General features: G+C 64.8%; 24 protein-coding genes and 1 riboswitch. Of the genes, 14 read left to right on the forward strand and 10 right to left on the reverse strand.

Translation table 11 applies throughout. The features are described from left to right. Positions 1 to 3 precede the first annotated feature (3 nt). The 8 genes from fliM to fliF form a co-directional block, all read right to left on the reverse strand. The gene (fliM, locus tag P9239_RS18745; protein WP_309753544.1) at positions 4 to 1,005 is read right to left on the reverse strand and encodes a flagellar motor switch protein FliM; all 1,002 of its coding nucleotides are present in this window, start codon (positions 1,003 to 1,005) and stop codon (positions 4 to 6) included. Positions 1,006 to 1,035: 30 nt separating this feature from the next. After that, complete coding sequence (gene fliL, locus P9239_RS18750; RefSeq protein ID WP_309753546.1) at positions 1,036 to 1,527, reverse strand: flagellar basal body-associated protein FliL; 492 nt, start codon at positions 1,525 to 1,527, stop codon at positions 1,036 to 1,038. Positions 1,528 to 2,855: 1,328 nt separating this feature from the next. Beyond that, positions 2,856 to 4,253 carry a flagellar hook-length control protein FliK gene (locus P9239_RS18755; RefSeq protein ID WP_309753548.1) on the reverse strand — a complete coding sequence of 466 codons (1,398 nt, stop codon included), beginning with the start codon at positions 4,251 to 4,253 and terminating at the stop codon, positions 2,856 to 2,858. Between the two features lie 74 nt (positions 4,254 to 4,327). Next, entirely contained in the window at positions 4,328 to 4,777 is a 450-nt protein-coding gene (gene fliJ / locus P9239_RS18760) for a flagellar export protein FliJ (RefSeq protein ID WP_309753550.1), read from the reverse strand. 61 nt (positions 4,778 to 4,838) lie between these two features. Beyond that, the gene (gene fliI / locus P9239_RS18765) at positions 4,839 to 6,365 is read right to left on the reverse strand and encodes a flagellar protein export ATPase FliI (RefSeq protein ID WP_309753552.1); all 1,527 of its coding nucleotides are present in this window, start codon (positions 6,363 to 6,365) and stop codon (positions 4,839 to 4,841) included. Beyond that, the gene (fliH, locus tag P9239_RS18770) at positions 6,359 to 7,039 is read right to left on the reverse strand and encodes a flagellar assembly protein FliH (protein WP_309753554.1); all 681 of its coding nucleotides are present in this window, start codon (positions 7,037 to 7,039) and stop codon (positions 6,359 to 6,361) included. The genes fliI and fliH overlap by 7 nt, the downstream gene beginning before the upstream one ends. After that, positions 7,032 to 8,027: a flagellar motor switch protein FliG gene (gene fliG / locus P9239_RS18775; RefSeq protein ID WP_175938527.1), complete on the reverse strand. Its 996-nt coding sequence runs from the start codon at positions 8,025 to 8,027 to the stop codon at positions 7,032 to 7,034. Before fliG ends, fliH begins: the two co-directional genes overlap by 8 nt. Then, on the reverse strand, positions 8,017 to 9,780 hold the full coding sequence (gene fliF / locus P9239_RS18780; RefSeq protein ID WP_309753558.1) for a flagellar basal-body MS-ring/collar protein FliF: 1,764 nt from the start codon (positions 9,778 to 9,780) through the stop codon (positions 8,017 to 8,019). The genes fliG and fliF overlap by 11 nt, the downstream gene beginning before the upstream one ends. Before the next feature lie 271 nt (positions 9,781 to 10,051). Between fliF and fliE the strand changes: the two genes are divergently transcribed. The 5 genes from fliE to P9239_RS18805 all read left to right on the forward strand — a co-directional run bounded on the left by fliE (position 10,052) and on the right by P9239_RS18805 (position 13,274). Continuing rightward, complete coding sequence (gene fliE, locus P9239_RS18785; RefSeq protein WP_309753560.1) at positions 10,052 to 10,420, forward strand: flagellar hook-basal body complex protein FliE; 369 nt, start codon at positions 10,052 to 10,054, stop codon at positions 10,418 to 10,420. Between the two features lie 399 nt (positions 10,421 to 10,819). After that, entirely contained in the window at positions 10,820 to 11,239 is a 420-nt protein-coding gene (gene fliS, locus P9239_RS18790) for a flagellar export chaperone FliS (RefSeq protein ID WP_309753562.1), read from the forward strand. Positions 11,240 to 11,270: 31 nt separating this feature from the next. Further along, positions 11,271 to 11,600, forward strand: coding sequence for a flagellar protein FliT (locus P9239_RS18795; RefSeq protein ID WP_309753563.1), 330 nt, complete (start codon positions 11,271 to 11,273; stop codon positions 11,598 to 11,600). Positions 11,601 to 11,646: 46 nt separating this feature from the next. Beyond that, positions 11,647 to 12,975, forward strand: coding sequence for a flagellar hook-length control protein FliK (locus tag P9239_RS18800; protein ID WP_309753565.1), 1,329 nt, complete (start codon positions 11,647 to 11,649; stop codon positions 12,973 to 12,975). Continuing rightward, the gene (locus tag P9239_RS18805) at positions 12,972 to 13,274 is read left to right on the forward strand and encodes an EscU/YscU/HrcU family type III secretion system export apparatus switch protein (RefSeq protein WP_309753567.1); all 303 of its coding nucleotides are present in this window, start codon (positions 12,972 to 12,974) and stop codon (positions 13,272 to 13,274) included. The genes P9239_RS18800 and P9239_RS18805 overlap by 4 nt, the downstream gene beginning before the upstream one ends. A 111-nt stretch (positions 13,275 to 13,385) precedes the next feature. Here P9239_RS18805 and P9239_RS18810 read toward each other — a convergent pair whose 3' ends face one another. After that, positions 13,386 to 15,095, reverse strand: a complete 1,710-nt coding sequence (locus P9239_RS18810; RefSeq protein WP_309753569.1) for an isovaleryl-CoA dehydrogenase — start codon at positions 15,093 to 15,095, stop codon at positions 13,386 to 13,388. 307 nt (positions 15,096 to 15,402) lie between these two features. Between P9239_RS18810 and P9239_RS18815 the strand changes: the two genes are divergently transcribed. Then, positions 15,403 to 17,145 carry an OmpA family protein gene (locus P9239_RS18815; RefSeq protein ID WP_309753571.1) on the forward strand — a complete coding sequence of 581 codons (1,743 nt, stop codon included), beginning with the start codon at positions 15,403 to 15,405 and terminating at the stop codon, positions 17,143 to 17,145. Positions 17,146 to 17,169: 24 nt separating this feature from the next. On the opposite strand, the gene P9239_RS18820 is transcribed toward P9239_RS18815, so the two are convergent. Continuing rightward, entirely contained in the window at positions 17,170 to 18,114 is a 945-nt protein-coding gene (locus P9239_RS18820; RefSeq protein ID WP_309753573.1) for a LysR substrate-binding domain-containing protein, read from the reverse strand. A gap of 109 nt (positions 18,115 to 18,223) precedes the next feature. Here P9239_RS18820 and P9239_RS18825 point away from each other — a divergent pair, with 109 nt between their 5' ends. From P9239_RS18825 to P9239_RS18860, 8 genes are all read left to right on the forward strand, one after another. Beyond that, positions 18,224 to 18,682 (forward strand): CidA/LrgA family protein, encoded by a 459-nt coding sequence (locus tag P9239_RS18825; RefSeq protein ID WP_309753575.1) that lies wholly within the window; start codon positions 18,224 to 18,226, stop codon positions 18,680 to 18,682. 20 nt (positions 18,683 to 18,702) lie between these two features. After that, the gene (locus tag P9239_RS18830; RefSeq protein WP_309753577.1) at positions 18,703 to 19,425 is read left to right on the forward strand and encodes an LrgB family protein; all 723 of its coding nucleotides are present in this window, start codon (positions 18,703 to 18,705) and stop codon (positions 19,423 to 19,425) included. A 117-nt stretch (positions 19,426 to 19,542) separates the two neighbouring features. Next, a riboswitch (S-adenosyl-L-homocysteine riboswitch) is annotated at positions 19,543 to 19,681 on the forward strand. A gap of 32 nt (positions 19,682 to 19,713) precedes the next feature. Next, the gene (ahcY, locus tag P9239_RS18835) at positions 19,714 to 21,135 is read left to right on the forward strand and encodes an adenosylhomocysteinase (protein ID WP_309753579.1); all 1,422 of its coding nucleotides are present in this window, start codon (positions 19,714 to 19,716) and stop codon (positions 21,133 to 21,135) included. A gap of 84 nt (positions 21,136 to 21,219) precedes the next feature. After that, on the forward strand, positions 21,220 to 21,573 hold the full coding sequence (locus tag P9239_RS18840; protein ID WP_175938503.1) for a phage holin family protein: 354 nt from the start codon (positions 21,220 to 21,222) through the stop codon (positions 21,571 to 21,573). A 27-nt stretch (positions 21,574 to 21,600) separates the two neighbouring features. Further along, positions 21,601 to 22,440, forward strand: a complete 840-nt coding sequence (metF, locus tag P9239_RS18845; RefSeq protein WP_309753582.1) for a methylenetetrahydrofolate reductase [NAD(P)H] — start codon at positions 21,601 to 21,603, stop codon at positions 22,438 to 22,440. A gap of 409 nt (positions 22,441 to 22,849) precedes the next feature. Next, a complete protein-coding gene (locus P9239_RS18850; RefSeq protein WP_309753584.1) occupies positions 22,850 to 24,481 on the forward strand; it encodes an ABC transporter substrate-binding protein in 1,632 nt (543 codons plus the stop codon). Positions 24,482 to 24,605: 124 nt separating this feature from the next. Next, complete coding sequence (locus P9239_RS18855; RefSeq protein ID WP_175938496.1) at positions 24,606 to 25,616, forward strand: ABC transporter permease subunit; 1,011 nt, start codon at positions 24,606 to 24,608, stop codon at positions 25,614 to 25,616. Between the two features lie 91 nt (positions 25,617 to 25,707). Beyond that, positions 25,708 to 26,625: an ABC transporter permease subunit gene (locus P9239_RS18860; RefSeq protein ID WP_309753588.1), complete on the forward strand. Its 918-nt coding sequence runs from the start codon at positions 25,708 to 25,710 to the stop codon at positions 26,623 to 26,625. The last annotated feature ends 1 nt before the right edge of the window (position 26,626 follow it).

The raw sequence follows: 26,626 nt of genomic DNA on the forward strand, positions 1-26,626 counted from the left end.
AGATCACTCATAACTACCTTCCTTCGTCGAATCGCTTGCGCCGCTGATCATGTTTTGGACGCGCAGCGCGTATTGACCATTGAAAATTCCGTAACCGCATTCCATCACCGGCACGCCGTCCACCTTCGCGACGACCTGCTCGGGAATATCGATCGGCAAGACATCGCCCACGCGCATGTTGAGCAGCTTCTCGAACGACGAGCGAATCTCCGCGAGATCCACGGTCAGCTCCACTTCCGCCGACTGCACCTGCTGCGACAGCACGCGCACCCAGCGGCGGTCCACTTCGAGCGCTTCGCCCTGAATCGGCGAGGAAAGCACGTCGCGGATCGGCTCGATCATCGAGTACGGGAAGCAGATGTGCAGCGTGCCGCCAATCGAGCCGAACTCGATGGTGAACTGCGTCACGATGACGATTTCGTTCGGCGTCGCGACGTTGGCGAACTGCGTGTGCATCTCCGAGCGCATGTACTCGAATTGCAGCGGGCGCACGCTGCGCCACGACGCCGCGTAGTGCTCGAACACGAGGTTCAGCAGCTTGTGGATGATGCGCTGTTCCGTCTGCGTGAACTCGCGGCCTTCGACGCGCGTATGAAACCGCCCGTCGCCGCCGAAGAGGTTATCGACGACGAAGAACACGAGGTTCGGATCGAACACGAACAGCGACGTGCCGCGCAGAGGCTTCACATGGACCAGGTTGAGGTTGGTCGGGATCGGCAGGTTGCGCGTGAATTCGCTGTACTTCTGCACCTTCACCGGGCCGACGGAGATTTCCGCCGAACGCCGCATGAAGTTGAAGATGCCCACGCGCATGAGGCGCGCGAAGCGGTCGTTGATGATTTCGAGGCCGGGCATCCGGCCGCGGACGATGCGTTCCTGCGTCGCGATGTTGTACGGACGCACGCCGGCGGGCTTGTTTTCGTCGGAGACTTGATCAATCTCGCCGGTGACGCCCTTGAGGAGGGCATCGACCTCCTCTTGCGACATGAACTCTTCGTGGCCCATGACTCTCTTTCCTTGGATAGATGCGGGCGCTTACTGAACGACGAATTCAGTGAAGAGCACTTCTTGGACGTGCGCCGGTTGCTCCGGCGTGCTGCCGGCGGCTTCGACCGCGGCGCGCAGTTCGTCGGCGAGCTTGCGTTTGCCTTCGATGCCGGCGAGGTCTTCCGGATGCTTGGCCGAAAGAAGCAGCAGTACGCGGCTGCGGATTTCCGGCATGCGTTCGGTGAGCGCGGCTTGCGCTTTCTCGTCCTTGAGCTTGAGCGTGAGGCCGACGCGCAGGTAATGCATGATGCCGTCGTCGGCTTGCAGGTTGACCGTCAGCGACTCGAGCGGGAAGAACACCGGCGGCGGCAGCGGCGCGGGCTTCGCGGGGCCGTGCGCGGACTTGCCGAGCACGAAATAGGCGCCGCCGGCGCCTGCGCCGAGCAGCACGATCGCCCCGATGGCGATGATCAAAATGCGCTTGAGCTTGCCGCTCTTTGCGGGAACGATGGGTTGCTGGTTTGCGGTAGTGGTAGCCATGAATGCGTGCCTCTTTCGATAGGTTGAATTGTTCGCTATCGCGGCTTGTCGTGATGGGTCGAACAGAGGGGGTTTTTGGTGCCTTTTTGGGGTTCTCGACGGTTGGTCAGGGGCTGCCCTGACGACCCGGTGCGGCGGTCTTTGCGGTTTGCTTGGAACCGCAATTGCACCGCTCTTCTTTTTCGTAGAACTTGTGCTCGCGTCGGTCGGTTAGCGCTGTTTGCTTCGTGGAACTTGAATTCGTGTCGGTCTTTTGGCGTTGTTGCTTCGTGAAACTTGCTTTCTTGGCGGTCTATTAGCGTTGCCCCTGCTCGGGTGGGGTTTGCGCCGCACGCTTTGAGGCCGGTTTTTCGGGTAGAAGGTCGTGAAGCTTGTATTCGCGTTGGTCTATTAGCGTTGCCCCTCCCCGGGGCGGGGGTCACTTTCTTTGCTGCTGCAAAGAAAGTAACCAAAGAAAGCAGCTTTTTTCCGAACCGCCCGATGCACAAATACAAGTGGCCACTTCGCAGAGAAGCATTGGCCCTCAGCTTGAATCAGCCCTGAATCACCTTCCGCGCCCGCTGACCACCACGTCCTTCGAGCTCCTTGGCTCGTTAAAACCAGTCGCACATTTCACCCTGCCAACAAAGTCCCAGCTACTTTGTAAGCGCGGCCTTGCCTGCTTGCGCTAGGCGGCCAAGCGGGGCCGGGCGGAGCAGGCCAGGACGCCACTACGCGCGGCGCCTGTGTCCGCGCTCGTCGCTATGACAATGCCGCTCGCGCATGCGGTTCACATCGTTGAATGGCTTGGCATGGCTCGGCTCGGCGTGGCTTGCCTTGCCTCGGCTTCGTTTGGTTTGGCGTGGCTTGCCTGGCGCGGAGTGGTTTCGCTTGGCTTGCCACGTGCCTATCTAGGCAGAGCCGTTGTGTCTGTTGGTTTTATCGAGCCAAGGGGCTCGGAGGACGTGGTGCTCAGCGGGCGTGGAGGGTGATTCAGGGCTGATTCAAGCTGAGTGCCAATGCTTTTCTGCGGAGTGCACCGTCATTCAAAACCGCGGGCGAAAAAGCTGCTTTCTTTGGTTACTTTCTTTGCATGGGACCAGAGTACGGCGCTAAAGCGCCTACTCTGGTCGACAGCAAAGAAAGTGACCCCCGCCCCGGGGAGGGGCAACACTAATAGACCGACACGAATACAAGGTCCCCGAAAGAACGAAAGACGGAACGAACGAAAGACCGCCCAAGCGCTACTGCGCAGCTCCGCAACCCCGCCCCGGCAAGGGGCAATGCCAATAGACCGACGCGAGAACAGCTTCTCCGAAGACCCGCGCCCATCGGGGAAACAGAAGCCCTTAAGCAAAAGTATCCACAAGCCCCACGGTCCGCCGCACGACCGCGGCAACGGCCCCGCCAGCGGCCTCAAGACCGCCACCGCCAACACCCCGCCCTCCGCGAGAGGAAGAAGAACCCCCGCCCTGACCATCCCCCTGCGACTGGCGCGCAAACGCCGACCCATCCGAGACACTCGTGCTGCCGAGGCTGATGCCATTGGCTTCCATCGCCTCGCGCAGCTTCGGCATAGCCGCTTCGACAGCCTCACGCACCTGCGCATGCTGCGATACGAACAGCGCGTGCGCATGATTGTCGGCGACCTGAAGCGTCACCTGAAGCGGACCGAGATCCTTCGGATTCAGCGTCAGCTCCGCGCTCTGCTGATCCGACTTCGACACGAACACGACCTTCTGGCTGAACGCATCGTCCCAGCCGGATGCGCCCACGTGCGGCGCAATCGCCGCGCTCGTCGCCGCCGTCGTCGCGCCTTGCGGGCTCGATACGCCCGAATTCGCCGATGCCGCCTGCAACGCCACCGCATGCGCCGCCGCATCGGCGGTCTGCTTGTACGCCGAGCTCGCGCCGTCGCCGGCCGGCGTCAGCGCGTCCTGCGCCGTCGCGAGCGCGGCGGCGTTCGTCTGCGTCGCGGTCGCAGCGGCGTTCTTCGCATCGCCCGATGCCGCGTTCGTCAACGCGATGCCGCGCGCACCCTTCGCACCCGCGCCGAGCAAGGCGCCCGGGGTCTCGCCACTCGCCTCATTGGTGCCGGTCGCGCCGTTGCCGCCATTGACGCTCGCGTGTGCCGCCGCCATCGCCGCTGCATTCGCCGGCGTGCCGTTCATGGCCGCGAGCGCGGCCTGCAGCGCGTCTTCAGCCGATTTCGCGTCCGTGCTCTTCTTGGCGTCGCCCGTCGTGGATGCGTCGCCGTCCGTCGATGCCGCCGCGCCAGTCGCCGCATCGGTGAGCGCGGTGAGCGTGGTGTCGTCGGCATCCGCATCCGACGCGTCGGCGGCGTCCGCGCGCGCCTTCGCTTCGGCGGCCGCTTTCGCGGCGGCATCGGCTGAGTTCGCGGGCTTCGCGTTGGCGGCGGTCGATTTCGATGCGTCCGCGCCGTCGCTCTTGTCGGCGTGCTTCGGCGCCTCGTGCGTCGCGTCCGTCTTGCCGCTCGCATCCGCCGACGCCTTCGCGTCATCGCTCTTGCCGGCGCTCGCGGTGTCGTCGGGTTTCGGTGCGTCGTGGACGCTCGACTTGTTGTCGGAGGCGAGCGCCTTCGCCGCGAGGGCGTCCGCGTTCGCGCGGTCGGTCATGCCTTGCAGCGTCTGCCCGAACGAAACGCCCGCGCTCGCCGCGCGCTTGGCCGTCGATGCGCTCGACGAGCTCGCGCCCGTGAGCGCGCCGATGGTTGAAACGGAGGACATGTTCGACCTCTCAAATCCTGTAATGAAACACACGCGGCGCTCGCTGCCATGACAGCAGCGCCGCTAAAAATCCGTCAGGCGCGTTCGGCGCGCATGCGCAGCACCTTGGCCGCGTGCTCGTCCGCTTCGCGCTGTTCGACGCGTGCCGCCTTGCGCGCGAGAACCGCCTCGCCGCGTGCCGCCAGCACTTCGTAGCTGCCCACCTTCTGCTTCTTGAGCCGCCACTCCGGCTTCGCCGCCTCGATGCGATGATCCGCCGTGACGAGCAACGCGCGCTGCTGGGCGATCGCCGAATCCAGCGTATCGACGAAAGCCTGGAAGTTGCGCAGCGTCTGCGCCGTCGTGCCCTGCTGCGCCGATGCCGTGAAGCGCGCGTGATACTCGTCGCGGTACGTGATCAGGGAGTCGAGCTGTTTCTCGATCTCGTTGCGTTCCTGCTGCAATTTCCCGAGTTTCTTGGTGGCGGCGTCGAGTTCTTCTTGCGCGAGTTCGATGAGCGTATGGATCGGCAGATTCTTGGACATGGCGGGGCGGTTCCTGTGGTCTTCAGGGCATTACGCGTTCTTATGACGAATGGCTCGAATACTAGTCGAAAAGCTGGTGCAACAAATCAAGACTCGGTTCGAAATTTGCCTGCTCACGAAAACCTTGCTGTAAAAACGACTCCATCCGCGGATACAGCGCAATCGCGCGGTCGAGCAGCGCGTCGCGGCCGCTGGAATACGCGCCCACGTTGATCAGGTCGCGGTTGCGCTGATAGCGCGACAGCATCTGCTTGAAAAGACGCACGCGTTCCAGATGCTTGTCGTCGATGAGCGAGGTCATCGCGCGGCTGATCGACTGTTCGATGTCGATAGCCGGGTAATGCCCCGCTTCCGCGAGCGACCGGCTCAGCACGATATGGCCGTCCAGAATGGCTCGCGCCGAATCGGCGATCGGGTCTTGCTGGTCGTCGCCTTCGGTCAGCACTGTATAAAACGCAGTGATCGAACCGCCGCCCTCCGGCCCGTTGCCGGTGCGCTCGACGAGCGCCGGCAGCTTGGCGAACACCGAAGGCGGATAACCTTTGGTCGCGGGCGGCTCGCCGATGGCAAGCGCGATCTCGCGCTGCGCCATCGCGTAGCGCGTGAGCGAATCCATGAGCAGCAGCACGTGCTTGCCCTGATCGCGGAAATATTCGGCGAGCGACGTCGTGTACGCGGCGGCCTGCATCCGCAGCACCGGCGACACGTCCGCAGGCGCGGCCACGACGACCGAGCGCGCGAGGCCGTCCTCGCCCAGAATCTGCTCGATGAACTCCTTTACTTCGCGGCCGCGTTCGCCGATCAGCCCGATCACAATCACTTCCGCGCTCGTATAGCGCGCCATCGTGCCGAGCAGCACCGACTTACCGACGCCGGAACCCGCGAACAGGCCCATGCGCTGACCGCGCCCGACCGTGAGCAGCGAGTTGATCGCCCGCACGCCCACGTCGAGCACCTTATGAATCGGCTCGCGGTTCAGCGGATTGATGACCGGCGCGGCGAGCGGCGCATCGACCTTGGCGCCGAGCGCGCCGAGTCCGTCGAGCGGACGGCCGGACGCATCGACCACGCGGCCGAGCATTTCCCAGCCGACCGGCAGACGCTTCGCGCCCGCCATCGGATCGTTGATCGGCGCGCTTTCCAGCGGATACACGCGCGCGCCGGGCAAGAGGCCGCCCATTTCGGTGGTCGGCATGAGAAACAGCTTGTCGCCCGCGAAGCCGACGACTTCGGCTTCCGCCGTCGGGATCGCGCTGCCGGGCGGCAGTTCGATCATGCATTCGGAGCCGACGCCCATCTTGAGCCCGACCGCTTCGAGCACGAGGCCGGCGGCGCGTGTGAGCCGTCCGCACGGACGCAGCGGCTTGGCGATGGCGTTGCGCGACTTCATTGCGTCGAGCTTGTCGCGCCATGTGTCGATGTGCGGATTGCCCGCGAGCTTCGCCAGTTCGGCGATGGTGTGCGCGGCGTGCGCGTCGGGCGCGGCGTCGCTTGCGGCTTCTTCGCTCGCGAGCGGCCCGAACGACGCCCGCGCGATTTCCTGTTCCAGCGCGGACAGTCCGTCCTGCGTGATCCGATGGTTCACCACGGCTTGTTCCTCCCGAGCGCGGCGGCGACGCGTTCCCAGCGCGATGCGTTGGTCGCGTCGATTTCGCCGGTCGCGGCGTGCGCCTTGCAGCCGCCGCGTTCGATGGCCGGGTCCGGACGCACCGTCCAGCCCGCCGATTCCAGTTCGTCTTTCAGATACGCATCGACAATAGGCAAGTCCGCGGCGCTCACGACCAGCGTCGGCGCGCCCGACAGCTCCGGCTCGGCGGCGATCACTTCACGCGCGACGGCGACGAGCGCGGTCGGATCGAGCGCCAGATGCTGACGCACGACCTGCTGCGCGATATCGACGGCGAGTGCGGCCAGCGTTTCCGCGATGGCGGCGTCGGCAGCCTCTAGCGCGGTCTTGAACGTATCAGCGATCTGCGCGAGTTGCGCCGCCTGCGCGAGCGCCTCCTTGCGGCCGTCCTCGAAACCTTTTGCGTGACCTTGTTCGAAGCCCGCCTGATAACCCAGCGCCTGACCGGCGACGTGTCCTTTCGTGAGCCCGGCAGCGTAAGCGTCTTCCTCGACGCGGCGCAGATGTGCTTCGAGCGCCGCCTGTTCCGCCGCGCTGTTGTCGACGGTGACCGGATCGAAAGACGCCATCTCCCAGCGTTGGTACGCCGAGACCGGCGGCTTGCCGGCCTTGTGGGTGGTGGCCGCGTCAGACATACGCGTCCTCCGCCTTGCCGCCTAACTGAATCTGACCGTTTTCCGCCAGATTGCGGACGATCTGCAGAATCTTGCGCTGCTGCTGCTCCACTTCCGAGACGCGCACCGGACCGCGCGAATCGAGGTCTTCGGCAAGCAGTTCGGCCGCGCGCTGCGACATGTTAGAGAGGAACTTCTGACGCAGCCCGGGCTGCGCGCCCTTCAGGGACACGATCAGCGTTTCGGATTCGACTTCCTTCAGCAGCAACTGGATCGCGCGGTCTTCCAGGTCGAGCAGGTTTTCGAAGACGAACATCTGGTCGATGATCTTCTGCGCCAGCTCCGCGTCGTACTCGCGCACGTTCGACAGCACGCCTTCTTCATGATTGCTCGACATGAAGTTGAGAATTTCCGCCGCCGTGCGGATGCCGCCCATCGGCGCGCGCTTGAGGTTGTCGCTGCCGGAGAGCAGCGTCGTCAGCACGTCGTCGAGTTCGCGCAGCGCAGCCGGCTGAATGCCGTCGAGCGTCGCGATCCGCAGGAGCACGTCGTTGCGCAGGCGGTCGTTCAGGAGCGACACGATTTCCGAAGCCTGATCGCGGTCCAGGTGCACGAGAATCGTCGCGATGATCTGCGGATGCTCGTTCTTGATGAGTTCCGCGACCGCGCCCGAGTCCATCCACTTCAGGCCTTCGATACCGCTCGTATCGCTGCCTTGCAGAATGCGGTCGATCAGCGCGCCGGCTTTGTTTTCGCCGAGCGCCTTCGTGAGCACCGAGCGGATGTACTCGCTCGAATCGAGCGAAAGCGCCGTGTGCTTTTCCGCTTCGCCGACGAATTCGGTCAGCACGTTGTCGAGCTGTTCGCGCGTCACGTTCTTGAGCGCGGCCATCGTGGCGCCGATCTTCTGCACCTCGCGCGGGGCGAGATACTTGAAAACTTCGGCGGCTTCTTCCTCACCGATCGACATCAGGAGGAGCGCGGCTTTATTGAGACCTTCAGCGTTCATCGGACACCCAGTTCTTCACGACCGTCGCAACGATTCTCGGGTCCTGCCGCGCGACCATGCGCGCGTAGTCGAGATTTCGATCGAATTTGGCCTTGTTGCTTTCATGACCGAGGAGGCTGACCTCGGCATCCTTGTCTTCGTCCTGCTTGATCTCGCCGTTGAGCGTGGGACCGTCCAGCAGCGAGAGTTCGTCGGGCGCGGCGAGCGCGGGCGCTTCTTCCGGCGGCGGCGGGAACGCGCGGCGCATCGCGGGCTTCACCATGCTGAAGTAGAGGAACAGCGCGACGATGCCGATACCCACGTACTTCGCGAGCGAGATGCCGCGCGCAATCATGTCGGGCGTGCGCCACCACGGCACCGCGGGCGTCAGGTCCGTGTCCGACGAGAACGTGCTATTCACCACGTTGACCGAGTCGCCGCGCTTCTCGTCGAAGCCCATCGCGTCCTTCACGAGCTGCTGCACCTGCGCGAGCTTGTCGGCGGTGAGCGGCTTCATCGTGACGTTGCCCTTGGCGTCGACCTGGCGCTCGTAGTTCACGACCACCGCCACGGACAGACGCTTGATGCCGCCCGTCGCCTGCTCGTAGTGGCGCACGGTGCGATCCACTTCGTAGTTCGTCGTCGTGTCCTTGCGCAGATTGCTCGGTGTGGACTTCGTGGCCGTCGCGCCCGAGGCGGCGGCGTCGATCGGTGCCGACGCCGGCTGCGGCGGCTGGTTCGAGAGCGCGCCCGGCACACCGCCGACGCCGCTGCCCGACGTTTCGCTCGATTCGCTCGACTGCTGGCTGCGGATCGCCGTGCTTTGCGGGTTGGCGTTCGGGCCGTAGCTTTCGGCGGTCTGTTCGAGCTTCGAGAAGTCGATGTCCGCGCTTACTTGCGACCGCGCATTGCCCGCGCCGAAGAGCGGCGAAAGAATCGCGTCGATGCGCTTTTGCGTGTTGTGCTCGATCTGCTGCACGTACTTGAGTTGCGACGCGTCGAGGCCGTTGACGGCGCTCTGGCTCGTGAGCAGGTTGCCGTCCTGATCGGCGATGTTCACGTTCTTGACCGGCATGTCCGGCACGCCCGAGGCCACCATGTGCGCGATCGCGAGCACCTGGCCTTCGTCGAGCACGCGGCCCGGATATAGATTGACCATCACGGAGGCGGTCGGCAGTTCCTTGTCGCGCACGAACACGCTCGGCTTCGGAATGGCCAGATGCACGCGCGCCGACTTCACCGACGAAATGGAACCGATGGTGCGCTCAAGCTCGCCTTCCAGCGCGCGCTGATAGTTGATCTGCTCGGCGAACTGGCTGATGCCGAACTTCTGGTTGTCCATCAGCTCGAAGCCGACCGAGCCGTTCTTCGGCAAGCCCTGGCTCGCGAGACGCAGACGCGTTTCATGAACCTGCTCGGCCGGCACGAGAATGGCGCCGCCGCCGTCGGACAGCTTGTAGGGAATGTTGCCTTGCTGAAGTGCGGCAACGATTGCCCCGCCGTCGCGATCCGACAGATTGCTGAACAGCACGCGGTAGTCCGGCTGGCGCGACCACATCAGGAGGCCGGCCACGACCATCGCCAGAATCGCGACGGCGACGATGAGCGGCACGCGCGGGTTCGAGCGGAATTGGGAGAGCATTGGCACCCGCTGCGCGAAACCGCCGGCGGAAAGGCCCGCGCCCGCAGCGGCCGAACCTGCCGCGCCCGGCTGCGCACCCGCCAGGCCCATTCTGGCGTCGGGCGTGATCAATGAGTTGTTGGGCGTTTCCATTTAGCGTCGAAGCTCCGAATCTTGGCTTCTTCCCGCGCCGCGTTGTCGTCGGCGGTTAAGGAAGTCTTTTCACGAGACGGATTATCCGCACTCCCTTGCAAGTCGATTCGGTGAATAGAGCGGGGTTTTCCCCGTTCTTCGCGCGCTTTGGAAAGCGGCCCGCTGCTAATCTTTTTCATACCCGGACAAGCCTTTTTTACCGGCCCGTCCGAGCCGGCCAGACGCCGGCATTTCCACGGTCTGCATCAACTTGCTGTCAAACGGAGTCAATATGAACTTTCCGATCAATCCGCTTTCCGCCGCCATGAGCGCCATTCAGTCGATGTCGGCGCAAGCCGCCGGCGGCGCGGGCAGCGCGGCCACTGTGGCTTCCGGCGCGGTGACCGGACAAACCGCTGGTTCGGGCGCGGCCACCGCGAGCAGCTTCGCGGACGCGCTGAAGTCGTCCATCGACAAGATCAGCGACAACCAGAAGACGGCGCTCAACGAGGCGCATGCGTTCGAAATCGGCGCGCCGAACGTTTCGCTCAACGACGTGATGGTGGACATGCAGAAGGCGAACGTCGGCCTGCAGTTCGGCTTGCAGGTGCGCAACAAGCTCGTGAGCGCGTACAACGACATCATGCAGATCTCCGTCTGACGCTGCCGAAAGACCGCGGCGATCCCGCCCTTTGATCCTGGTTCGGCCCTGCCTCGGCCCTCAAACCCTTGCGCCCTAAAGCTTTTCCCCGTTTCTCCGATAACCCCGTTAGCAGCCCGGCGAACGACGGTTCGCTCACGAGAGCAAGCCGCGCAGTCGCTTTCGACCGGTCTGGATGCATGCGCGCCGGGAAAAGCCGGCGCGGGGATGAGGCGCTTGGCGCCGCGTCCGATGTGCTGCACGGGAATTAGGTTGCAGGCGGCGCGGGTGAGGGCTTCGAGCCACGCTCGCCGGCTGCAGTGATTTGCACGGACGAGACGGGGCCGCAGACGCGCACGAAAGCGCGAACCGGCCGACCGGGGCGGAAAGACGCAACACTCGTCGAGACAGGAGCCATCGATGTTTTCGCAGGGACAGGCGGGAGCCAACGCATATGCGCGCGTCGGCGTTCAGACCGGCGTCATGGGAGCCAGCCCGCACCGGCTCATCGTGATGCTTTATCAGGGCGCGCGGCAGGCCATTGCGCAGGCGCGGATGCATACGCAGCAGAACAACGTGGGCGCGCGCGGCCAGGCGATCGGCAAGGCGATCAGCATCGTCGAAAGCGGGCTGCAGCAGGCGCTGAACAAGGACGCGGGCGGCGAAATCGCGCAGCGGCTCGACGCGCTCTATTCGTACATGACGCGCCGTCTCTTGCAGGCGAACATCGAGCAGAGCGAGACGATGCTGGTCGAAGTCGACAATCTGCTGGCGACGCTCGAAGAAGCGTGGGTCGGTATCGGACCGGAAGTGGCGCAAATGACCGCCGCAGCCGTCTGAATGGAAATCGGTGGGCGACTGCCGCAGAAGAATGAAAACGACAGAAGAATACTTCGCTCACTACGAAGCCATTGCCGCGCTGTCCGCCCAGATGCTGATGGCGGCGCGCGAGGGCGACTGGAGCGATTTGAAAGCGATGCAGGGCACGTATCGCGACCTCGTCGAGCAGTTGAAGGACGCCGACCACGGTTCGGCGCTCGACGAGACCGCGCGGGCGCGCAAGCTGGACCTCGTGAAGAAGATTCTCGCCGACGACGCCGCTATCCGCGATCTGACATCGCCGAGCCTCGCGCGACTGTCGGCGCTCTTCGCGGTCAATAGCCCGGCGCGCGTCCTGAAAAAGATGATCGGACTGCGTTAGGCAGACACGCCGCGACGTTTCGCGGACGCAATTGAGGAATCTGGGCATGACAGGATTCGACTCCGCGATCGCAACGCTTCTGGCCGGCCGCACCGACCTCGTTCTTTCCGCGATCCGCGCGGCCGACGCGGTGAACGGCGCCGCAGGCACCGCCGCCGGACGCACGACGACGCAGGCGGGCACGTCCGCCACCGTCGATACGCCGGACACGCCCGCATCCGGCACGGCGGGCGCGAACCCGGTCGCATCGGCGCAGACCGAGCTTTCCAGCGTCGCGCGCACGCTCGACGTGATCTCGCGCTTGTCCGGCGCGGCGTCGGCCGTCATCGGCGACGCGCCGTTGTGGCCGACGCCGCCGCGCCCCGCGAGCGCCTTCGCCGCGCTCACCACCGGTCTCTTCGACACCGCTTTTTCATCGAACGCAGCCGCCGTCGCGGCCGCGCGCGCCGCGAGCCAGAATTTGCCGCCGCTGCCCGCGTCCGTGCTGGCGGGCGAACTGGCGAAGACGGTCGGCGAAAGCGGGCTTTTCTACGAATCGCATCTGGCGCAGTGGCTTGCGGGACAGCGCAGCGCCGCGTCGCTCGCCAGCGAGCCGCAGGCCCGCGTCGATCCGCGCGCGCTGTCGCTGCCGTTCGATCTCGCAAGCGAGAGCGCACCGGACGCGGCACCTGCTTTCCCGGCTTTCTCCGATTTTCATGACGCCGCGCCGACGCCCCCACGCGTCGTCGAGATGCCGCAGACGCCGCAGCAGGCGGCGGCGCTCGCGGCGTCCGTGCGCGACGCACCCGCGTCGGCGCTGTCCCATTCGCAGAGCGGAAGCGCAAACACGGGCAATGCGGGCGCACATCCGGCGCCGTCCGAATCGGCGATGCAGGCGTCGGTGGCGGCGGGCGTGCATCCCGCGACGCTCGATATCGTGCGCCAGCAGCTCGATCTTCTCGCCAATGGTCAGTTCCGCTGGCAGGGCGAGGCGTGGCCCGGCACACGTTTCGAGTGGGAAATCGCCCGCGAGCCGCGTGAGGGCCGCACGCAGGAGCCCGAGGCGGACGAGCGCGCATGGCGCACGCGCATCACGCTTTCGCTGCCGGCGCTCGGCACCGTGGACGCCGAACTGGTTCTGAGCGGAGAAAGGCTCGTCGCACGCATCAACGCGAGCGACAAAGGCGCGGCCCGGCTCGCGGCGGATGGCGCGGCGTTCGCGCGTCAGCTGGATGCGGCGGGTATCGCGCTGGCGTCGTTCTCGGTGCGCTCGATCGACGGCGCGGCGGGCATCGAGGCCGGGCATGACGCGGGCCACGCGGCCCCGAAGCCCGTTCGTTCGCCGCTGGAGCATCTGTTTCGCGCATCGCCGCGCACCGAAGGAGGCGCGACATGAGCACGCCGTACAGCCGCAAGCAGGCGACGGCGCTCGCCTACGAAGCCGGCAATCGCGAAGCGACGCCGCGCGTCGTCGCGAAGGGCTATGGGCTCGTCGCGGAGATGATCGTGCAGCGCGCGAAGGAAGCGGGCGTCTATGTGCACGATTCGCCGGACATGGTCTCGCTGCTGATGCAGGTGGACCTCGACGCGCATATTCCGCCTGCGCTTTATCAAGCGGTGGCGGAACTGCTTTCGTGGGTGTATCGGCTGGAGAACGAAGAGCCGTTGCGGGAGGCGGGGCGGGCGGTGCGGTGACGGTGGTCGCGCGTCGGCGGCGACGCTGTGCGTGGCACGCAGGTATCGGCAATCGCCGCTGCTTTCTCGGCGGCGCGAACCGTCGCGCGGTTTCGTGCCGCCGCCTGCGCGCTAGTCTGCAAACGCCCGCGCCACGATTCCCGCATGATCGAACCGCGCCGGCAGCGTGCCGTAGACGCGCCCGGTCTCGCCGCGCGCATCGCCGAGGCGCGTCTCGATGAACGCCTGCGCCACGTCCTCCTGCGCATGACGCGCAAGCAAGACGCCTTGCGCGCACAGCGCCAATAACTGCGCGATGCGCCGCGCCGACGCTTCTCTCTCCGATACATCGCCGGTCAGCATACCGGCGAGCGCGCCGAGCGCCGCGCCCAGCGCCGGATGCTCCGCCGCCACGCCGCGCCAGTCGTCGAACAGCGCGTGCGCCGCGTCCTGCTCGCGCTCGAACGCGCGCAGCACATCGAGACACATCACGTTGCCCGAGCCTTCCCAGATCGAGTTGACGGGCGCTTCGCGGTAGAAGCGCGCCATCGGGCCGGCTTCCACATAGCCGTTGCCGCCCCACACTTCCATGGCTTCACCCGTGAATTCCAGCGCGCGCTTGCACACCCAGAACTTCGCGGCGGGCGTCACGATGCGCCGCCATGCGCGCTCGGACGGCGCGCTTCCTGCCGCCGCGCTCTGCTCGAACGCGCCCGCAAGCCGCATGAACAGCAGCGTCGCGGCCTCCGATTCCAGCGCGAGATCGGCGAGCACGTTGCGCATCAATGGCTGATCCGCGAGCCGCGCGCCGAACGCGCTGCGATGCCGCGCGTGATGAATCGCCTGCACGAGCGCCGCACGCATCAGCGCCGCGCTGCCGATCACGCAGTCGAGCCGCGTGAAGTTCGCCATTTCGATGATCGTCGGCACGCCGCGTCCTTCCTCGCCGATCATGACGCCGTAGGCATCGAGAAATTCGACTTCGCTGCTCGCATTCGAGCGATTGCCGAGCTTGTCCTTCAGGCGCTGCACGTGAACCGCGTTCTTGCGGCCATCCGGCGCGAAACGCGGCACATAGAAGCACGAGAGACCGCCTGCGCCAGCGGTACGCGCAAGGACCAGATGCGCGTCGCACTGCGGCGCGGAGAAGAACCACTTGTGCCCGACGAGCCGATATTCGCCGCCGCGCCCGCCCGCGCCGATCGGCTCGGCGCGCGTGCGATTGCTGCGCACGTCCGAGCCGCCTTGCTTCTCGGTCATGCCCATGCCGATCATCATCGACCGTTTGCCGGCGTCGAGCGGAATATCTCGCGGGTCGTGCTCGCGCGCGAGCAGCGGCCCGGCGAGCCGCGCGAACAGCGCCGGCTCGTTGCGCAAGACCGGAATGCTCGCGAAGGTCATCGTGACCGGACACAGCGAACCGGACTCGAGCTGGCCGTGCAGGAAATAGCCGGCGCAGCGCGCGGCCATGGAACCGGCGCGCGCCTGCGGCTCGAACGGTAGCGCGTGCAATCCCTCGTGCCGCAGCCGGCGCAGCAGTTCGTGCCACGCCGGATGAAATTCGATTGCGTCGATGCGCTCGCCGCGCGCGTCGTGCGTCGCCAGTTCCGGCGTGTGCCGGTTGGCGAGTTCGGCGAGCGCGAGGACATCGGGCTGTGTGAGCGCGCGGGCGTCTAGGGAAAGGGCGTCGGCGTGCCAGCCCGCGCCTTCGCGCTCGACCGCCGCCGCGAGCGCGCAATCGGTGGCGAACGCGTCGTAACGGTCAAGCGGCGGCGCCTGATTCGTGACCTCGTGCGTCTGTCCGAACCGGCCGTCGGGTGCATCGGCAGATGGGGCGTTCATGCGGCGGTCTCCTGTTTCGGGCGTCGCGGCGCGTCGCGTCGGAGCCATCTCGAATTTAAGAATCATAGGCCGGGCTTTCGGCGCGCGGGTAGAGGCATCGCTCTCTTCATTGGCGGCTGGACGCGAGCGCCCGATTGTCACAGCGACGGCAAATTTTCTCAGGCGCAGTCCTAAACAAACGAGAGCTGAGACAAATCCGATTGTTCGGCCACCCATGCCGACTAGCAGGAGCCCGAACCTATAATCGTTCGGCCTGAAGCGGGCGATCGAGCCCGGTGCAACAACGCTTTTCCTGGAAGTATTCCCAATGAGCATTAACCTCAATCAGATGGCGCAGGCCGCTTTGAATGAAAGCGTGTTGCAGCATCTCGCCGCACGCGTCGGCTGCGCGCCCGAATCCGCCAAACGCGTCGTTTCGCTGAGCGGGCCGGCGCTCATCGGCTCGATGATGAACAAGGCGTCGTCGCTCGACGGTGCGCGCAATTTGTTCAACGCGGTCATGTCGGCGACCGTCAATACGCATATCGCCGAGGAACTGCCGCACTTCGTGCTGAACGAAGAGGGTATGCAAACCTTGCTGGCCACGAGCGCATCGGTGGATGGCGCGGTGGCGTCGCACGACAACGTGAACGCGCTCAGCGAGCGCGTCGCCGAATACTCCGGCGTGCCGGCGCACGCCGCGCGCGTGCTGACCGGCGTGGTCGGCGCGACGCTGCTCGGTCTGCTCAAGCGCCACTTCACCCAGCACAACGGTCAGGTCGGCCACTTGCCGACGCTGCTTGGGCATCAACTGCCCGTCGTTCGCGCGAATATGACGGACGCGTTCGCGCAGGCGCTCGGTCTCGGCTCGGTCGGCGCGTTTTTGGCCGGCGTGGCGTCGCGGCTGAAAGCGGTGACGTCGCATTTAGAACATCCGTCCACGCAGGAAGCCGCCGCATTCCCGATTTACAGCGACGTGTACCCCGCGCCCGAAACCGAGGAAAGCAAGGACAAATCCAGCAAGCGAAAGTGGCTGTGGGTGGCGAACGCCGCCGCGCTCGCGTTGTTCGCGGCGCTCGTCGCGCGCGGCTGCTCGACGGAAGACAAGCCGAAGGAAGCGGCGCAGGACGCACAGGCCGACGGATCGGCGTCAGATGCCGCTGTTGCTGTTGCGTCCTCCGACGCCGTGGCGAGCAGCGCAGCCGTGGCAAGCCAGGCGTCCATGCCGACGCTGCTGCCGGGCAAGGACGCACTCGCCTCCATCACCGTCGACGCTTCCGGCGTGCCCACCGTCAAGGCGACGGTCGGCAGCGACGAAGAGCGCCAGCGGCTCATCGACCTGCTCTCGGCCAAGTTCGGCGCGGACAAGTTCCACGCGAACGTCGCCGTGGACCCGGACACGAAGCCTTCCGCATGGCTCGACAAGCTAGACAACCTCGTGCCCGTGATGACGTTGCCGGGCGCACGCGTGCAGATTTCCGGCGACAAGATCGAGCTGGCCGGCAAGGCCGCTGACACGAAGCTCGGCTGGCTGGAGAAGCTGAAGGCGCTGTTCGGCACGGGGTGGAATGTGGGTCTGGGTTCGCCGCATGGGGATGCGGCTTCGGGATTGGCCTCGGCTTCGGCTGCTTCGGCTGCTTCGGCTGCTTCGGCGGCACCGGCTTCGGCTCCGGCTTCGGCTCCGTCGAGCGGCGACGCGTGTTCCGCGCCGGCTATCGCGCGAATGCTCAATCTCAAGCCGATCAACTTCCGCACCGGTTCGAATACACCGCCCGCAAGCGCGATGGCCGCGCTCGCGAAGTCCGCGCAAGCCTTGAAAACCTGCGACTCGCAAGGCGCGCCCATCATGTTGCAGATCGCCGGTTACTCCGACAACACGGGCAGCGCGGCGCTCAACGTCGAGTTGTCGAAGAAGCGCGCGGAAGCGGTGCGCGGGTATCTCGTGAAGCACGGCATCCCGGCACATTCCCTGACGGCTGAAGGTTTCGGCGAGGTTCACCCCATTGCCGACAACGCCACGCCGGCCGGCCGCATGGCGAACCGCCGCATCGAGTTCAAGACAGTCAACTGATCGCCGCAGGAATGCGGACGCGTGTCATTTGCGGGCTTCGCCCGTCCGCGTCCGCGCGAAACCATCGGCCATGAAGTCCTGATCGAGGTTCGGGGGCAGCACTTCCCGCGCGACCTCGATCCACGCGCGCGCCGCATGCGACAGATAGCCGTTGCGCCGCCAGCCGAGCGCCATGTCCCAGTGAATCTCCGGCGCCACGACCGGCCGGCACGTGAACGCGTCGGTGTCGAGGCGTCGGCAATACGGCGCGGGTAGCAGCGCTATGCCGATTTCCGCCTGCACCAGCGCCGCCATGAAATCCCAGTGTCCGCTGCGCCCGACAATGGTCGGCGTGAAACCCGCCTCGCGGCACGCATTCATCACAATATCGTTGAGCGCCAGGCTTTCGCCGTAGAACACGAACGGCTCGGCGGCGAGATCGGCCAGCGGCACTTCGCGGACGCCTTCCCAGCGCGAGCCCTTCGGCGCCACCAGCCACAGCAACTGACGGCTCACGGGCAGCACGTCGAACATATCGGTATCGACCGGTTGCAGGACGCCGCCCAGTTCCAGTTCGCCGTCCATCAGCGCGGCCTCGATCGCCTTCGATCCGCGCTCGAAAAGTTTCAGTTCGACTTTCGGATACCGCCGCCTGAACGCCGCGATGGCCGGCGTGAAGAGCGAGCCGCCCATCGGCGGAATGCCGATGGTCAGCGTGCCGCGTCCGAACGTGCCGAGATCATTGAGTTCGGCCTCCAGCCGCGCGTGCGCCGCGAGGACGTCCACGCCGCGTTGATAGACGATCTGCCCGGCGTCGGTCAGCACCATCTGGCGGCCCTCGCGCAACAGCAGCGGCGACCCGACTTCGTCTTCGAGCGCCTTCACCATCTTGCTGATGGTCGGCTGCGTCACGAACATGTGCTCGGCGGCAGCGGTGAAGCTCTTCTGCTTGACCACTTCGACGAAATACCGCAACGCGCGCAGTTCCATGATCGGCCTCGGATTCCGGATTGGAATGAAGTGGATAAGGTTAAGTCATTTTTATTATGGAAACGACGCCTCTATACTCGGCTACAGGTTAACCCTAACGCATAAGACCATGTCCGCCGTCCTTCCGAATGCAAGCACTTCGAACACTGCACGCGCCGCTGTTAGCCGCTTTGCCCGCGTCGCCGTGCAGTCCGGCGGGATTGCGGTGATTTGGTTCGTCGCCGATGTCGTCGCGCGCAAACTCGCGTTGCCGGTGCCGGGCGGCGTGGTCGGTCTCGTCGCATTGCTCGCGCTGCTGTTCTGCGGCGGCATCGCGCCGCGCTGGGTGAAGGCAGGCGCCGACTGGCTGCTCGGCGACATGCTGTTGTTCTTCATCCCCGCCGCCGTCGCGGCCGTGCAGTACGGCGGCTTGTTCATGGAAGACGGCTGGCGGCTCGCGCTCGTCGTGATCGCGGGCACGCTGATGGTGATGGTCGCCGTCGCGTTCGCCGTGGACCGCGCGGCGCGCCTGGAGCGCCGTCTCGCGCTGCGACGCGCGCTCGTCGCCCGCCACGCGGCCCGCGCCTGATCACGCGGCTCATCACCTACATGCACCATTTCTACGCCTCGCTTATCGCCGACGACGCCGCGCGCCTGATCGCCGCCGGCTGCTTCGTGCTGACGGTCGCGCTGTACTTCGCATCCAAGCGTCTCTACGCACGATTCCGCAGCCCGTGGCTCACGCCGATGCTCTCGGCGCCGGCCGTGCTCGCGCTGATCGTCGTGACCGCGCGCATTCCGTATTCGGTCTACTTCGCCGATACGCGCTGGCTCATGTGGCTGCTGGGCCCGGCCACCGTCGCGTTCGCGGTGCCGATCTACGAATACCGCGCGCTTTTGAAGCGCCACTGGATCTCGCTGACGGTCGGCGTCACGGTCGGCATTCTGGTTGCCGTGGGCGGATCGCTCGCGCTCGCGAAGCTCTTGCATCTGTCGCCGGAATTGCAGCGCAGCCTCGCGACGCGCTCGGTGTCCACGCCGTTCGCGCTGGCTGTCTCCGACAAGATTCACGCGCCGAAAGATCTCACCGCGCTTTTCGTGATCGCGACGGGCGTCTGCGGCATGCTCTTCGGCGAGATCGTGCTCGCGCTCGTGCCGCTGCGCACGCGGCTCGCGCGCGGCGCGCTGTTCGGCGCGGCGGCGCACGGCGTCGGCACCGCGAAGGCGCGCGAACTCGGCAGCGAAGAAGGCGTTGTCGCGAGCTTGACCATGATGATCGCGGGCGTCGTGATGGTGCTCCTCGCGCCCGCGCTTTCCGCGTTGCCGTTCTAGGCGCTCTCGTCGATAAACGCATATCGGTAAAAATGCGGTTCACGCAGCGTCGATTATTTGAATCAGCGTGTGCTGAAACGCAAACGATCCAATAAGACTTTGCTACAATCGTCGTTCGCCCCCGAGGAGCGTTGCGACGGTTGAGCGGCTCGAAAAAGCCTCATCCGCCAGGCTCGGTGGCATTCAATTCGGACGGTTCGAAAGCGCGTTTCAAAGCGCCCGCAGAGCCACCGCATTCGAACGGCGCTCACGTCAACATTTCTAGTCTTTTTTAGAAAGGAGGGCGTGATGAACGCCGCAGTTCTCGATTCGAACAGCACCCAGGATTTCGTTGTCGCCGACATGTCGCTCGCCGCATGGGGCCGCAAGGAACTCGACATCGCCGAGACGGAAATGCCCGGTCTCGTGCAAATCCGCGAAGAATACAAGGCGCAGCAGCCGCTCAAGGGCGCGCGCGTCGCGGGTTCGCTGCACATGACCATTCAGACCGGCGTGCTGATCGAAACGCTGAAGGCCCTGGGCGCGGACGTGCGCTGGGCGTCGTGCAACATCTTCTCGACGCAGGATCACGCCGCCGCCGCAATCGCCGATGGCGGCACGCCGGTGTTCGCGTTCAAGGGCGAATCGCTCGACGAGTACTGGGAATTCTCGCACCGCATTTTCGAATGGCCGAACGGCGAGTTCGCCAACATGATTCTCGATGACGGCGGCGACGCCACGCTGCTCCTGATTCTCGGCTCGAAGGCGGAGAAGGACCGCTCGGTTATCGCCAAGCCGACGAACGAGGAAGAAGTCGCGCTGTACAAGTCGATTTCGCGTCACCTCGACGCCGATCCGACGTGGTACTCCACGCGCCTCGCGCATATTCAGGGCGTGACGGAAGAAACCACCACGGGCGTGCATCGCCTGTATCAGATGGAAAAGGACGGCCGTTTGCCGTTCCCGGCCATCAACGTGAACGATTCGGTCACGAAGTCGAAGTTCGACAATCTGTACGGCTGCCGCGAGTCGCTCGTGGACGGCATCAAGCGCGCAACCGACGTGATGATCGCGGGCAAGATCGCGGTCGTGGCCGGTTACGGCGACGTGGGCAAGGGCTGCGCGCAATCGCTGCGCGGTCTGGGCGCCACTGTGTGGGTCACGGAAATCGATCCGATCTGCGCGCTGCAGGCGGCGATGGAAGGCTACCGCGTCGTGACGATGGAATACGCCGCCGACAAGGCCGACATCTTCGTGACGGCGACGGGCAACTACCACGTCATCAATCACGACCACATGAAGGCGATGCGCAACAACGCGATCGTCTGCAATATCGGTCACTTCGATTCCGAAATCGACGTTGCCTCCACGCGCCAGTACACGTGGGACAACATCAAGCCGCAGGTCGATCACATCATCTTCCCGGACGGCAAGCGCATCATTCTGCTGGCCGAAGGCCGCCTCGTGAACCTCGGCTGCGCGACGGGCCATCCGTCGTTCGTCATGTCGAACTCGTTCACGAACCAGACGCTCGCGCAGATCGAACTCTTCACGCAAGGCGACAAGTACGAGAACAAGGTCTACGTGCTGCCGAAGCATCTGGACGAGAAGGTCGCGCGTCTGCATCTGGGCCGCATCGGCGCGGAACTGACCGTGCTGTCGGATGAGCAGGCAGGCTATATCGGCGTCGACAAGAGCGGCCCGTTCAAGCCTAACCACTACCGCTATTGATTGAACGCGGCGGCGGGGCCGGCGCGGATGCGCATGCATCCGTGCCTCGCCCTGCCCGAAAGACGACAAACCGGAGAACCCTCGATGACCGTGCTGCTGACATGGCTGATCAATGCGCTCGCGCTGCTGATCATCACCTATCTCGTGCCGTCGATTCACATTCGCAGTTTCGGCACGGCGCTGATCGTCGCGGTGGTGCTCGGCCTGATCAACGCCGTGCTGCGTCCGGTTCTCATCATCCTGACGCTGCCGGTGACCATCCTCACGCTCGGCCTCTTCATTCTCGTGGTGAATGCGCTCTGCTTCTGGCTGTGCTCGTCGCTGCTGAAGGGGTTCGAGGTCTCGGGTTTCTGGTCGGCGTTCTTCGGCTCGATCCTGTACAGCATCGTGTCGTGGCTTCTGTCGGCGCTCGTGTTCGGGCAGCGCAACTTCGGCTAGCCGCCGCGCATCTGCGCACTCATCATCATGAAACCCATCGAACTCTCATTCGAGTTTTTTCCGCCGAAGACGCAGGAAGGCGTGGAGAAGCTGCGCGCGTCCCGCGCGCAACTCGCGAAACTCGCGCCGAAGTTCGTCTCCGTGACGTTCGGCGCGGGCGGCTCCACGCAGCAAGGCACGCTCGATACCGTGCTCGAAATGGCGGCCGAAGGCTTGCAGGCGGCGCCGCATCTGTCGTGCATCGGCTCGTCGCGGGACAGCCTCCGCGCGATTCTCGGCGCTTACCGTGAGCACGGCATTCGCCATATCGTCGCGTTGCGCGGCGATCTGCCTTCCGGCATGGGCGAAGTCGGCGAACTGCGTTATGCGTCGGAATTGGTCGCTTTCATCCGTCAGGAGCACGGCGACTGGTTCCATATCGAAGTGGCCGCGTATCCGGAGTTTCATCCGCAAGCGCGTTCGCCGCGCGCCGATATGGAAAACTTCGCGCGCAAGGTGAAGGCGGGCGCGAACGCCGCGATCACGCAGTACTTCTTCAACGCGGACGCGTACTTCGAGTTCGTCGGCGAAGCGCGAAAGCTGGGCGTGGACGTGCCGATCACGCCGGGCATCATGCCGATCACGAACTTCTCGCAACTGATGCGCTTCTCCGACATGTGCGGCGCGGAAGTGCCGAAGTGGATCGCGCGGCGGCTGGAAAGCTACGGCGACGATCGCGAGTCGATTCGCGCATTCGGCCTCGACGTGGTGACGGGCCTGTGCCGCCGTCTCATCGACGAGGGCGCGCCCGGTCTGCACTTCTATACGCTCAACGGCGCGTCGGCGACGAAGACTATCTGCGAGCGGCTCGGCTTCGCGAGCGCGTGAATCGCGCGTTTTAGCATCACCCGCGCGGCGCTCGCCGCGCGGTTCGTTCTTTCCTCCCTTGTACAGAGCGCGGCGTGAATCCCACGAGCGCACTATTCGCTCGGAAGTTGAGATCGAGTCGCAGCCACGGCCGGTGCGACGCCAACCGCTCCCGACCTAGCCCACTCAGCCCGCGCCGCACGTTTCCTCGTTCTCTCGCAACTCTTCGCGCTTTCCTCGTTCATCTGTGGCCTGACGCGCTTGCTCGCAGAAGCTCAATAACCTGCGCTGTGGGAAAAACTGTCTACCCGCGTCATATTTGTTCGTGCTAGTGTTGCGCCCGGTTTTTTCGTCCGCTAACAAAGCGGAGGACGCGATCAAGTAATATCGCGCTACGCCGGCCAGAAGCCGGCACTGACTTGGAGGAAACATGAAGAAAAATGGCCTGTTGCGAGTCGCCCGCATGTCGGCGCTCATGGGCGCCGTCGCCACGGCAACGCTCCTCGCGGCGACCACCGCGAACGCGGCAATCCCGAACAAGACGCTCGTTTACTGCTCCGAAGGCAGCCCCGCCGGCTTCGATCCCGCGCAATACACCACGGGCACCGATTTCACCGCGAACACCTTCACCGTGTATAACCGCCTTGTCGAATTCGAGCGCGGCGGCACGAAGGTGGAACCGGGCCTCGCCGAAAAGTGGGAAGTCTCGTCGGACGGCCTGACGTACACATTCCATCTGCGTCACGGCGTGAAGTTCCAGACCACGTCCTACTTCAAGCCGACGCGCGAATTCAACGCGGACGACGTGCTCTTCACGTTCAACCGCATGCTCGACCCGAATCAGCCATTCCGCAAGGCGTACAACGTGCAGTTCCCGTACTTCACGGACCTCGGCCTCGACAAGCTGATCTCGAAGATCGAAAAAGTCGATCCGTACACCGTCAAGTTCACGCTGAAGGAAGTGAGCGCGCCGTTCATTCAGAACATGGCGATGGAATACGCCTCCATTCTCTCCGCCGAATACGCGGACAAGCTGCTGAAGGACGGCAAGGCCGCGGACATCAATCAGTATCCGCTCGGCACCGGCCCGTTTATCTTCCGCAGCTATACGAAGGACGCGACCATTCGCTTCGACGGCAATCCAGACTACTGGAAGCCGAACGCGGTGCAGATTTCCAAGCTGATCTTCTCGATCACGCCGGACGCCGCCGTGCGCGTGCAGAAGCTGAAGAGCAACGAATGCCAGGTGATGAGCTATCCGCGCCCGGGCGATATCGCGGCGCTGAAGTCGGCATCGAATGTGGATACGCCTTCGCAGGCCGGTTTCAACGAAGGCTACGTTGCCTATAACGTGACGAAGAGCAATCTCGGCAACGCGGACGTGCGCCGCGCGCTCGACATGGCGATCAACAAGAAGGCGATCATCGATTCCGTGTATCAGGGCGCGGGCCAGCCGGCCACCGCACCGATGCCGCCGACGCAGTGGTCCTACGACAAGAACCTGAAGGCGAACGCATACGACACCGCGAAGGCCAAGCAGCTTCTGACCAAAGCCGGTTTCCCGAACGGCTTCGAGATCACGCTGTGGGCCATGCCCGTGCAGCGCGCCTACAACCCGAACGCACGTCTGATGGCCGAAATGATCCAGGCTGACTGGGCGAAGATCGGCGTGAAGGCGAACATCGTGTCGTATGAGTGGGGCGAGTACTTGAAGCGCGCGCACGCGGGCGAACACGACGCGCTCTTGATCGGCTGGACGGGCGACAACGGCGACCCCGACAACTGGCTCGGCACGCTGCTCGGCTGCGACGCGGTAAAGGGCAGCAACTTCTCGAAGTGGTGCTACAAGCCGTTCGACGATCTCGTCGTGAAGGGCCGCTCGACCACCGATGTCGCCGCGCGCACGAAGGCCTACACCGACGCGCAGCAGATCTTCGCGCAACAACTGCCGTTCTCGCCGATCGCGCATTCGACCGTCTATCAGCCGGTCAGCAAGAAGGTGACGAACATGAAGATCGAGCCGCTTGGCTACGTACGCTTCGATGGCGTCGGCATGCAGTAAGTGTTGCTGGCGGAATGCTTTTTGCACTAAACCATAGGTAGTCGAAACACGTCCGGCGGCGCGGATCGAAACGATCCGGCCGCCGGTAGCGTATTTATCCCCAAGAACGAACCAAAGGGCGATCATGTTCCGATTCGTTTTGCGACGCATAGGAATGGTGATACCGACGTTCATCGGCATTACGATTCTCGCGTTCGCACTCATCCACCTGATCCCGGGCGATCCCATCGAAGTCATGATGGGCGAACGGGGCGTGGACCCGGCGGCCCACGCCGAAGCCATGAAGCGCCTCGGGCTGGACCAGCCGCTGCCGCTCCAATATTTCCACTATGTCGGCCATGCGCTCAAGGGCGATCTCGGCACGTCCATCATCACGAACACGAGCGTGATGGGCGAATTCATGGCGCGCTTTCCGGCCACCGTCGAGCTGTCCATCTGCGCGATGATCTTCGCGCTCGTCGTCGGCTTGCCGGCGGGCGTCGCGGCGGCGCTCAAGCGCGGCACGGCGGTCGATCACGGCGTCATGGGCACGGCGCTCACCGGCTATTCGATGCCGATCTTCTGGTGGGGCTTGATCCTCATCATGTTCTTCTCGGCGAAGCTCGGCTGGACGCCTGTCTCTGGCCGCATCGCGGTGGAATACGACATTCCGCACGTCACCGGCTTCATGCTGATCGACTCGCTGTTTTCGAGCGATGAAGGCGCGTTCACGTCGGCGCTCTCGCATCTGATTCTGCCGACCATCGTGCTCGGCACGATTCCGCTCGCGGTCGTCGCGCGCATGACGCGCTCGTCGATGCTCGAAGTGCTGCGCGAGGACTACATCCGCACCGCGCGCGCGAAGGGGCTTTCGCCGCTGCGCGTGGTCGTCGTGCATGCGCTGCGCAACGCGCTGATCCCGGTCGTCACCGTGATCGGCTTGCAGGTCGGCACGCTGCTCGCGGGCGCGGTGCTGACCGAGACGCTGTTCTCGTGGCCGGGCGTCGGCAAATGGCTCATCGACGCCATTTCGCGCCGCGATTATCCGGTCGTGCAAGGCGGCATTCTGATGATCGCGACGCTCGTGATCGTCGTGAATCTGGTCGTCGATCTGTTGTACGGCGTGTTGAATCCGCGCATTCGCCATACTCGCTGAGGAAAACATGGTCCACCACGCTCACACTTGTTCGCTGCTCCCCAAGGGGGCGCATGCCTCGCTTGAGGCGGCTCGGCGCGAGGCATAACGAATGGCTGACGTTCAAAAAAATCTCCCGCCCGGCGCATTCACGCCGCCTTCCGGCCGCATGGTCGCGGCGCGCGAATTCTGGGCGAACTTCTCGCGCAATCGCGGCGCGGTGGCAGCGGGCTTGATCGTGCTCGTGCTGCTCTTCATCGCGATTTTCGCGCCGTTGATCGCGCCGCATAGCCCGATCGAGCAGTATCGCGAGTACGTCAAGATTCCGCCCGCGTGGCTCGACGGCGGCAATCGCATGTTCCTGCTCGGCACCGACGAAGCGGGCCGCGACATTCTCTCGCGCCTCATGTACGGCGCGCGGCTGTCGTTCTGGATCGGCTTCGTGTCGGTGGTGCTCGCGCTGATTCCGGGCGTCGTGCTCGGGTTGATGGCCGCGTTCTTCCACTGGCTCGATACGCCGATCATGCGCGTGATGGACGTACTGCTCGCGCTGCCGTCGCTGCTGCTGGCGGTGGCCGTCGTCGCGATCATCGGGCCGGGGCTCGTCAATACGATGCTCGCCATCGCCATCGTCGCGCTGCCGGGTTACGTGCGTCTCACGCGTGCGTCCGCGCTCGGCGAATTGCAGAAGGAATACGTGACGGCATCGCGCGTGGCGGGCGCGAGCACCGCGCGGCTCATGTTCTCGCAAGTGCTGCCGAACTGCGCCGCGCCGCTCATCGTGCAGGCGACGCTCGGGTTTTCCTCGGCGATTCTCGATGCCGCCGCGCTCGGCTTTCTCGGCCTCGGCGTGCAGCCGCCCGCGGCGGAGTGGGGCGCAATGCTGGCCTCGGCGCGCGATTACATCGAAAGCGCATGGTGGATCGTGACGATGCCGGGCCTCTCGATTCTCGTCTCGGTGCTCGTCATCAACCTGCTCGGCGACGGTCTGCGCGACGCGCTCGATCCGAAACTGAAACGGATGGCATGAC

This window comes from Caballeronia sp. LZ062 (assembly GCF_031450785.1).
In the GTDB taxonomy this organism is placed as follows: domain Bacteria; phylum Pseudomonadota; class Gammaproteobacteria; order Burkholderiales; family Burkholderiaceae; genus Caballeronia.

Coding starts and splice junctions, on each gene's coding strand:
- fliM (WP_309753544.1), bottom strand. CDS start 1,005: ATGGGCCACGAAGAGTTCATGTCGCAAGAGGAGGTCGATGCCCTCCTC.
- fliL (WP_309753546.1), bottom strand. CDS start 1,527: ATGGCTACCACTACCGCAAACCAGCAACCCATCGTTCCCGCAAAGAGC.
- P9239_RS18755 (WP_309753548.1), bottom strand. CDS start 4,253: ATGTCCTCCGTTTCAACCATCGGCGCGCTCACGGGCGCGAGCTCGTCG.
- fliJ (WP_309753550.1), bottom strand. CDS start 4,777: ATGTCCAAGAATCTGCCGATCCATACGCTCATCGAACTCGCGCAAGAA.
- fliH (WP_309753554.1), bottom strand. CDS start 7,039: ATGTCTGACGCGGCCACCACCCACAAGGCCGGCAAGCCGCCGGTCTCG.
- fliG (WP_175938527.1), bottom strand. CDS start 8,027: ATGAACGCTGAAGGTCTCAATAAAGCCGCGCTCCTCCTGATGTCGATC.
- fliF (WP_309753558.1), bottom strand. CDS start 9,780: ATGGAAACGCCCAACAACTCATTGATCACGCCCGACGCCAGAATGGGC.
- fliE (WP_309753560.1), top strand. CDS start 10,052: ATGAACTTTCCGATCAATCCGCTTTCCGCCGCCATGAGCGCCATTCAG.
- fliS (WP_309753562.1), top strand. CDS start 10,820: ATGTTTTCGCAGGGACAGGCGGGAGCCAACGCATATGCGCGCGTCGGC.
- P9239_RS18795 (WP_309753563.1), top strand. CDS start 11,271: ATGAAAACGACAGAAGAATACTTCGCTCACTACGAAGCCATTGCCGCG.
- P9239_RS18800 (WP_309753565.1), top strand. CDS start 11,647: ATGACAGGATTCGACTCCGCGATCGCAACGCTTCTGGCCGGCCGCACC.
- P9239_RS18805 (WP_309753567.1), top strand. CDS start 12,972: ATGAGCACGCCGTACAGCCGCAAGCAGGCGACGGCGCTCGCCTACGAA.
- P9239_RS18810 (WP_309753569.1), bottom strand. CDS start 15,095: ATGAACGCCCCATCTGCCGATGCACCCGACGGCCGGTTCGGACAGACG.
- P9239_RS18815 (WP_309753571.1), top strand. CDS start 15,403: ATGAGCATTAACCTCAATCAGATGGCGCAGGCCGCTTTGAATGAAAGC.
- P9239_RS18820 (WP_309753573.1), bottom strand. CDS start 18,114: ATGGAACTGCGCGCGTTGCGGTATTTCGTCGAAGTGGTCAAGCAGAAG.
- P9239_RS18825 (WP_309753575.1), top strand. CDS start 18,224: ATGTCCGCCGTCCTTCCGAATGCAAGCACTTCGAACACTGCACGCGCC.
- P9239_RS18830 (WP_309753577.1), top strand. CDS start 18,703: ATGCACCATTTCTACGCCTCGCTTATCGCCGACGACGCCGCGCGCCTG.
- ahcY (WP_309753579.1), top strand. CDS start 19,714: ATGAACGCCGCAGTTCTCGATTCGAACAGCACCCAGGATTTCGTTGTC.
- P9239_RS18840 (WP_175938503.1), top strand. CDS start 21,220: ATGACCGTGCTGCTGACATGGCTGATCAATGCGCTCGCGCTGCTGATC.
- metF (WP_309753582.1), top strand. CDS start 21,601: ATGAAACCCATCGAACTCTCATTCGAGTTTTTTCCGCCGAAGACGCAG.
- P9239_RS18850 (WP_309753584.1), top strand. CDS start 22,850: ATGAAGAAAAATGGCCTGTTGCGAGTCGCCCGCATGTCGGCGCTCATG.
- P9239_RS18855 (WP_175938496.1), top strand. CDS start 24,606: ATGTTCCGATTCGTTTTGCGACGCATAGGAATGGTGATACCGACGTTC.
- P9239_RS18860 (WP_309753588.1), top strand. CDS start 25,708: ATGGCTGACGTTCAAAAAAATCTCCCGCCCGGCGCATTCACGCCGCCT.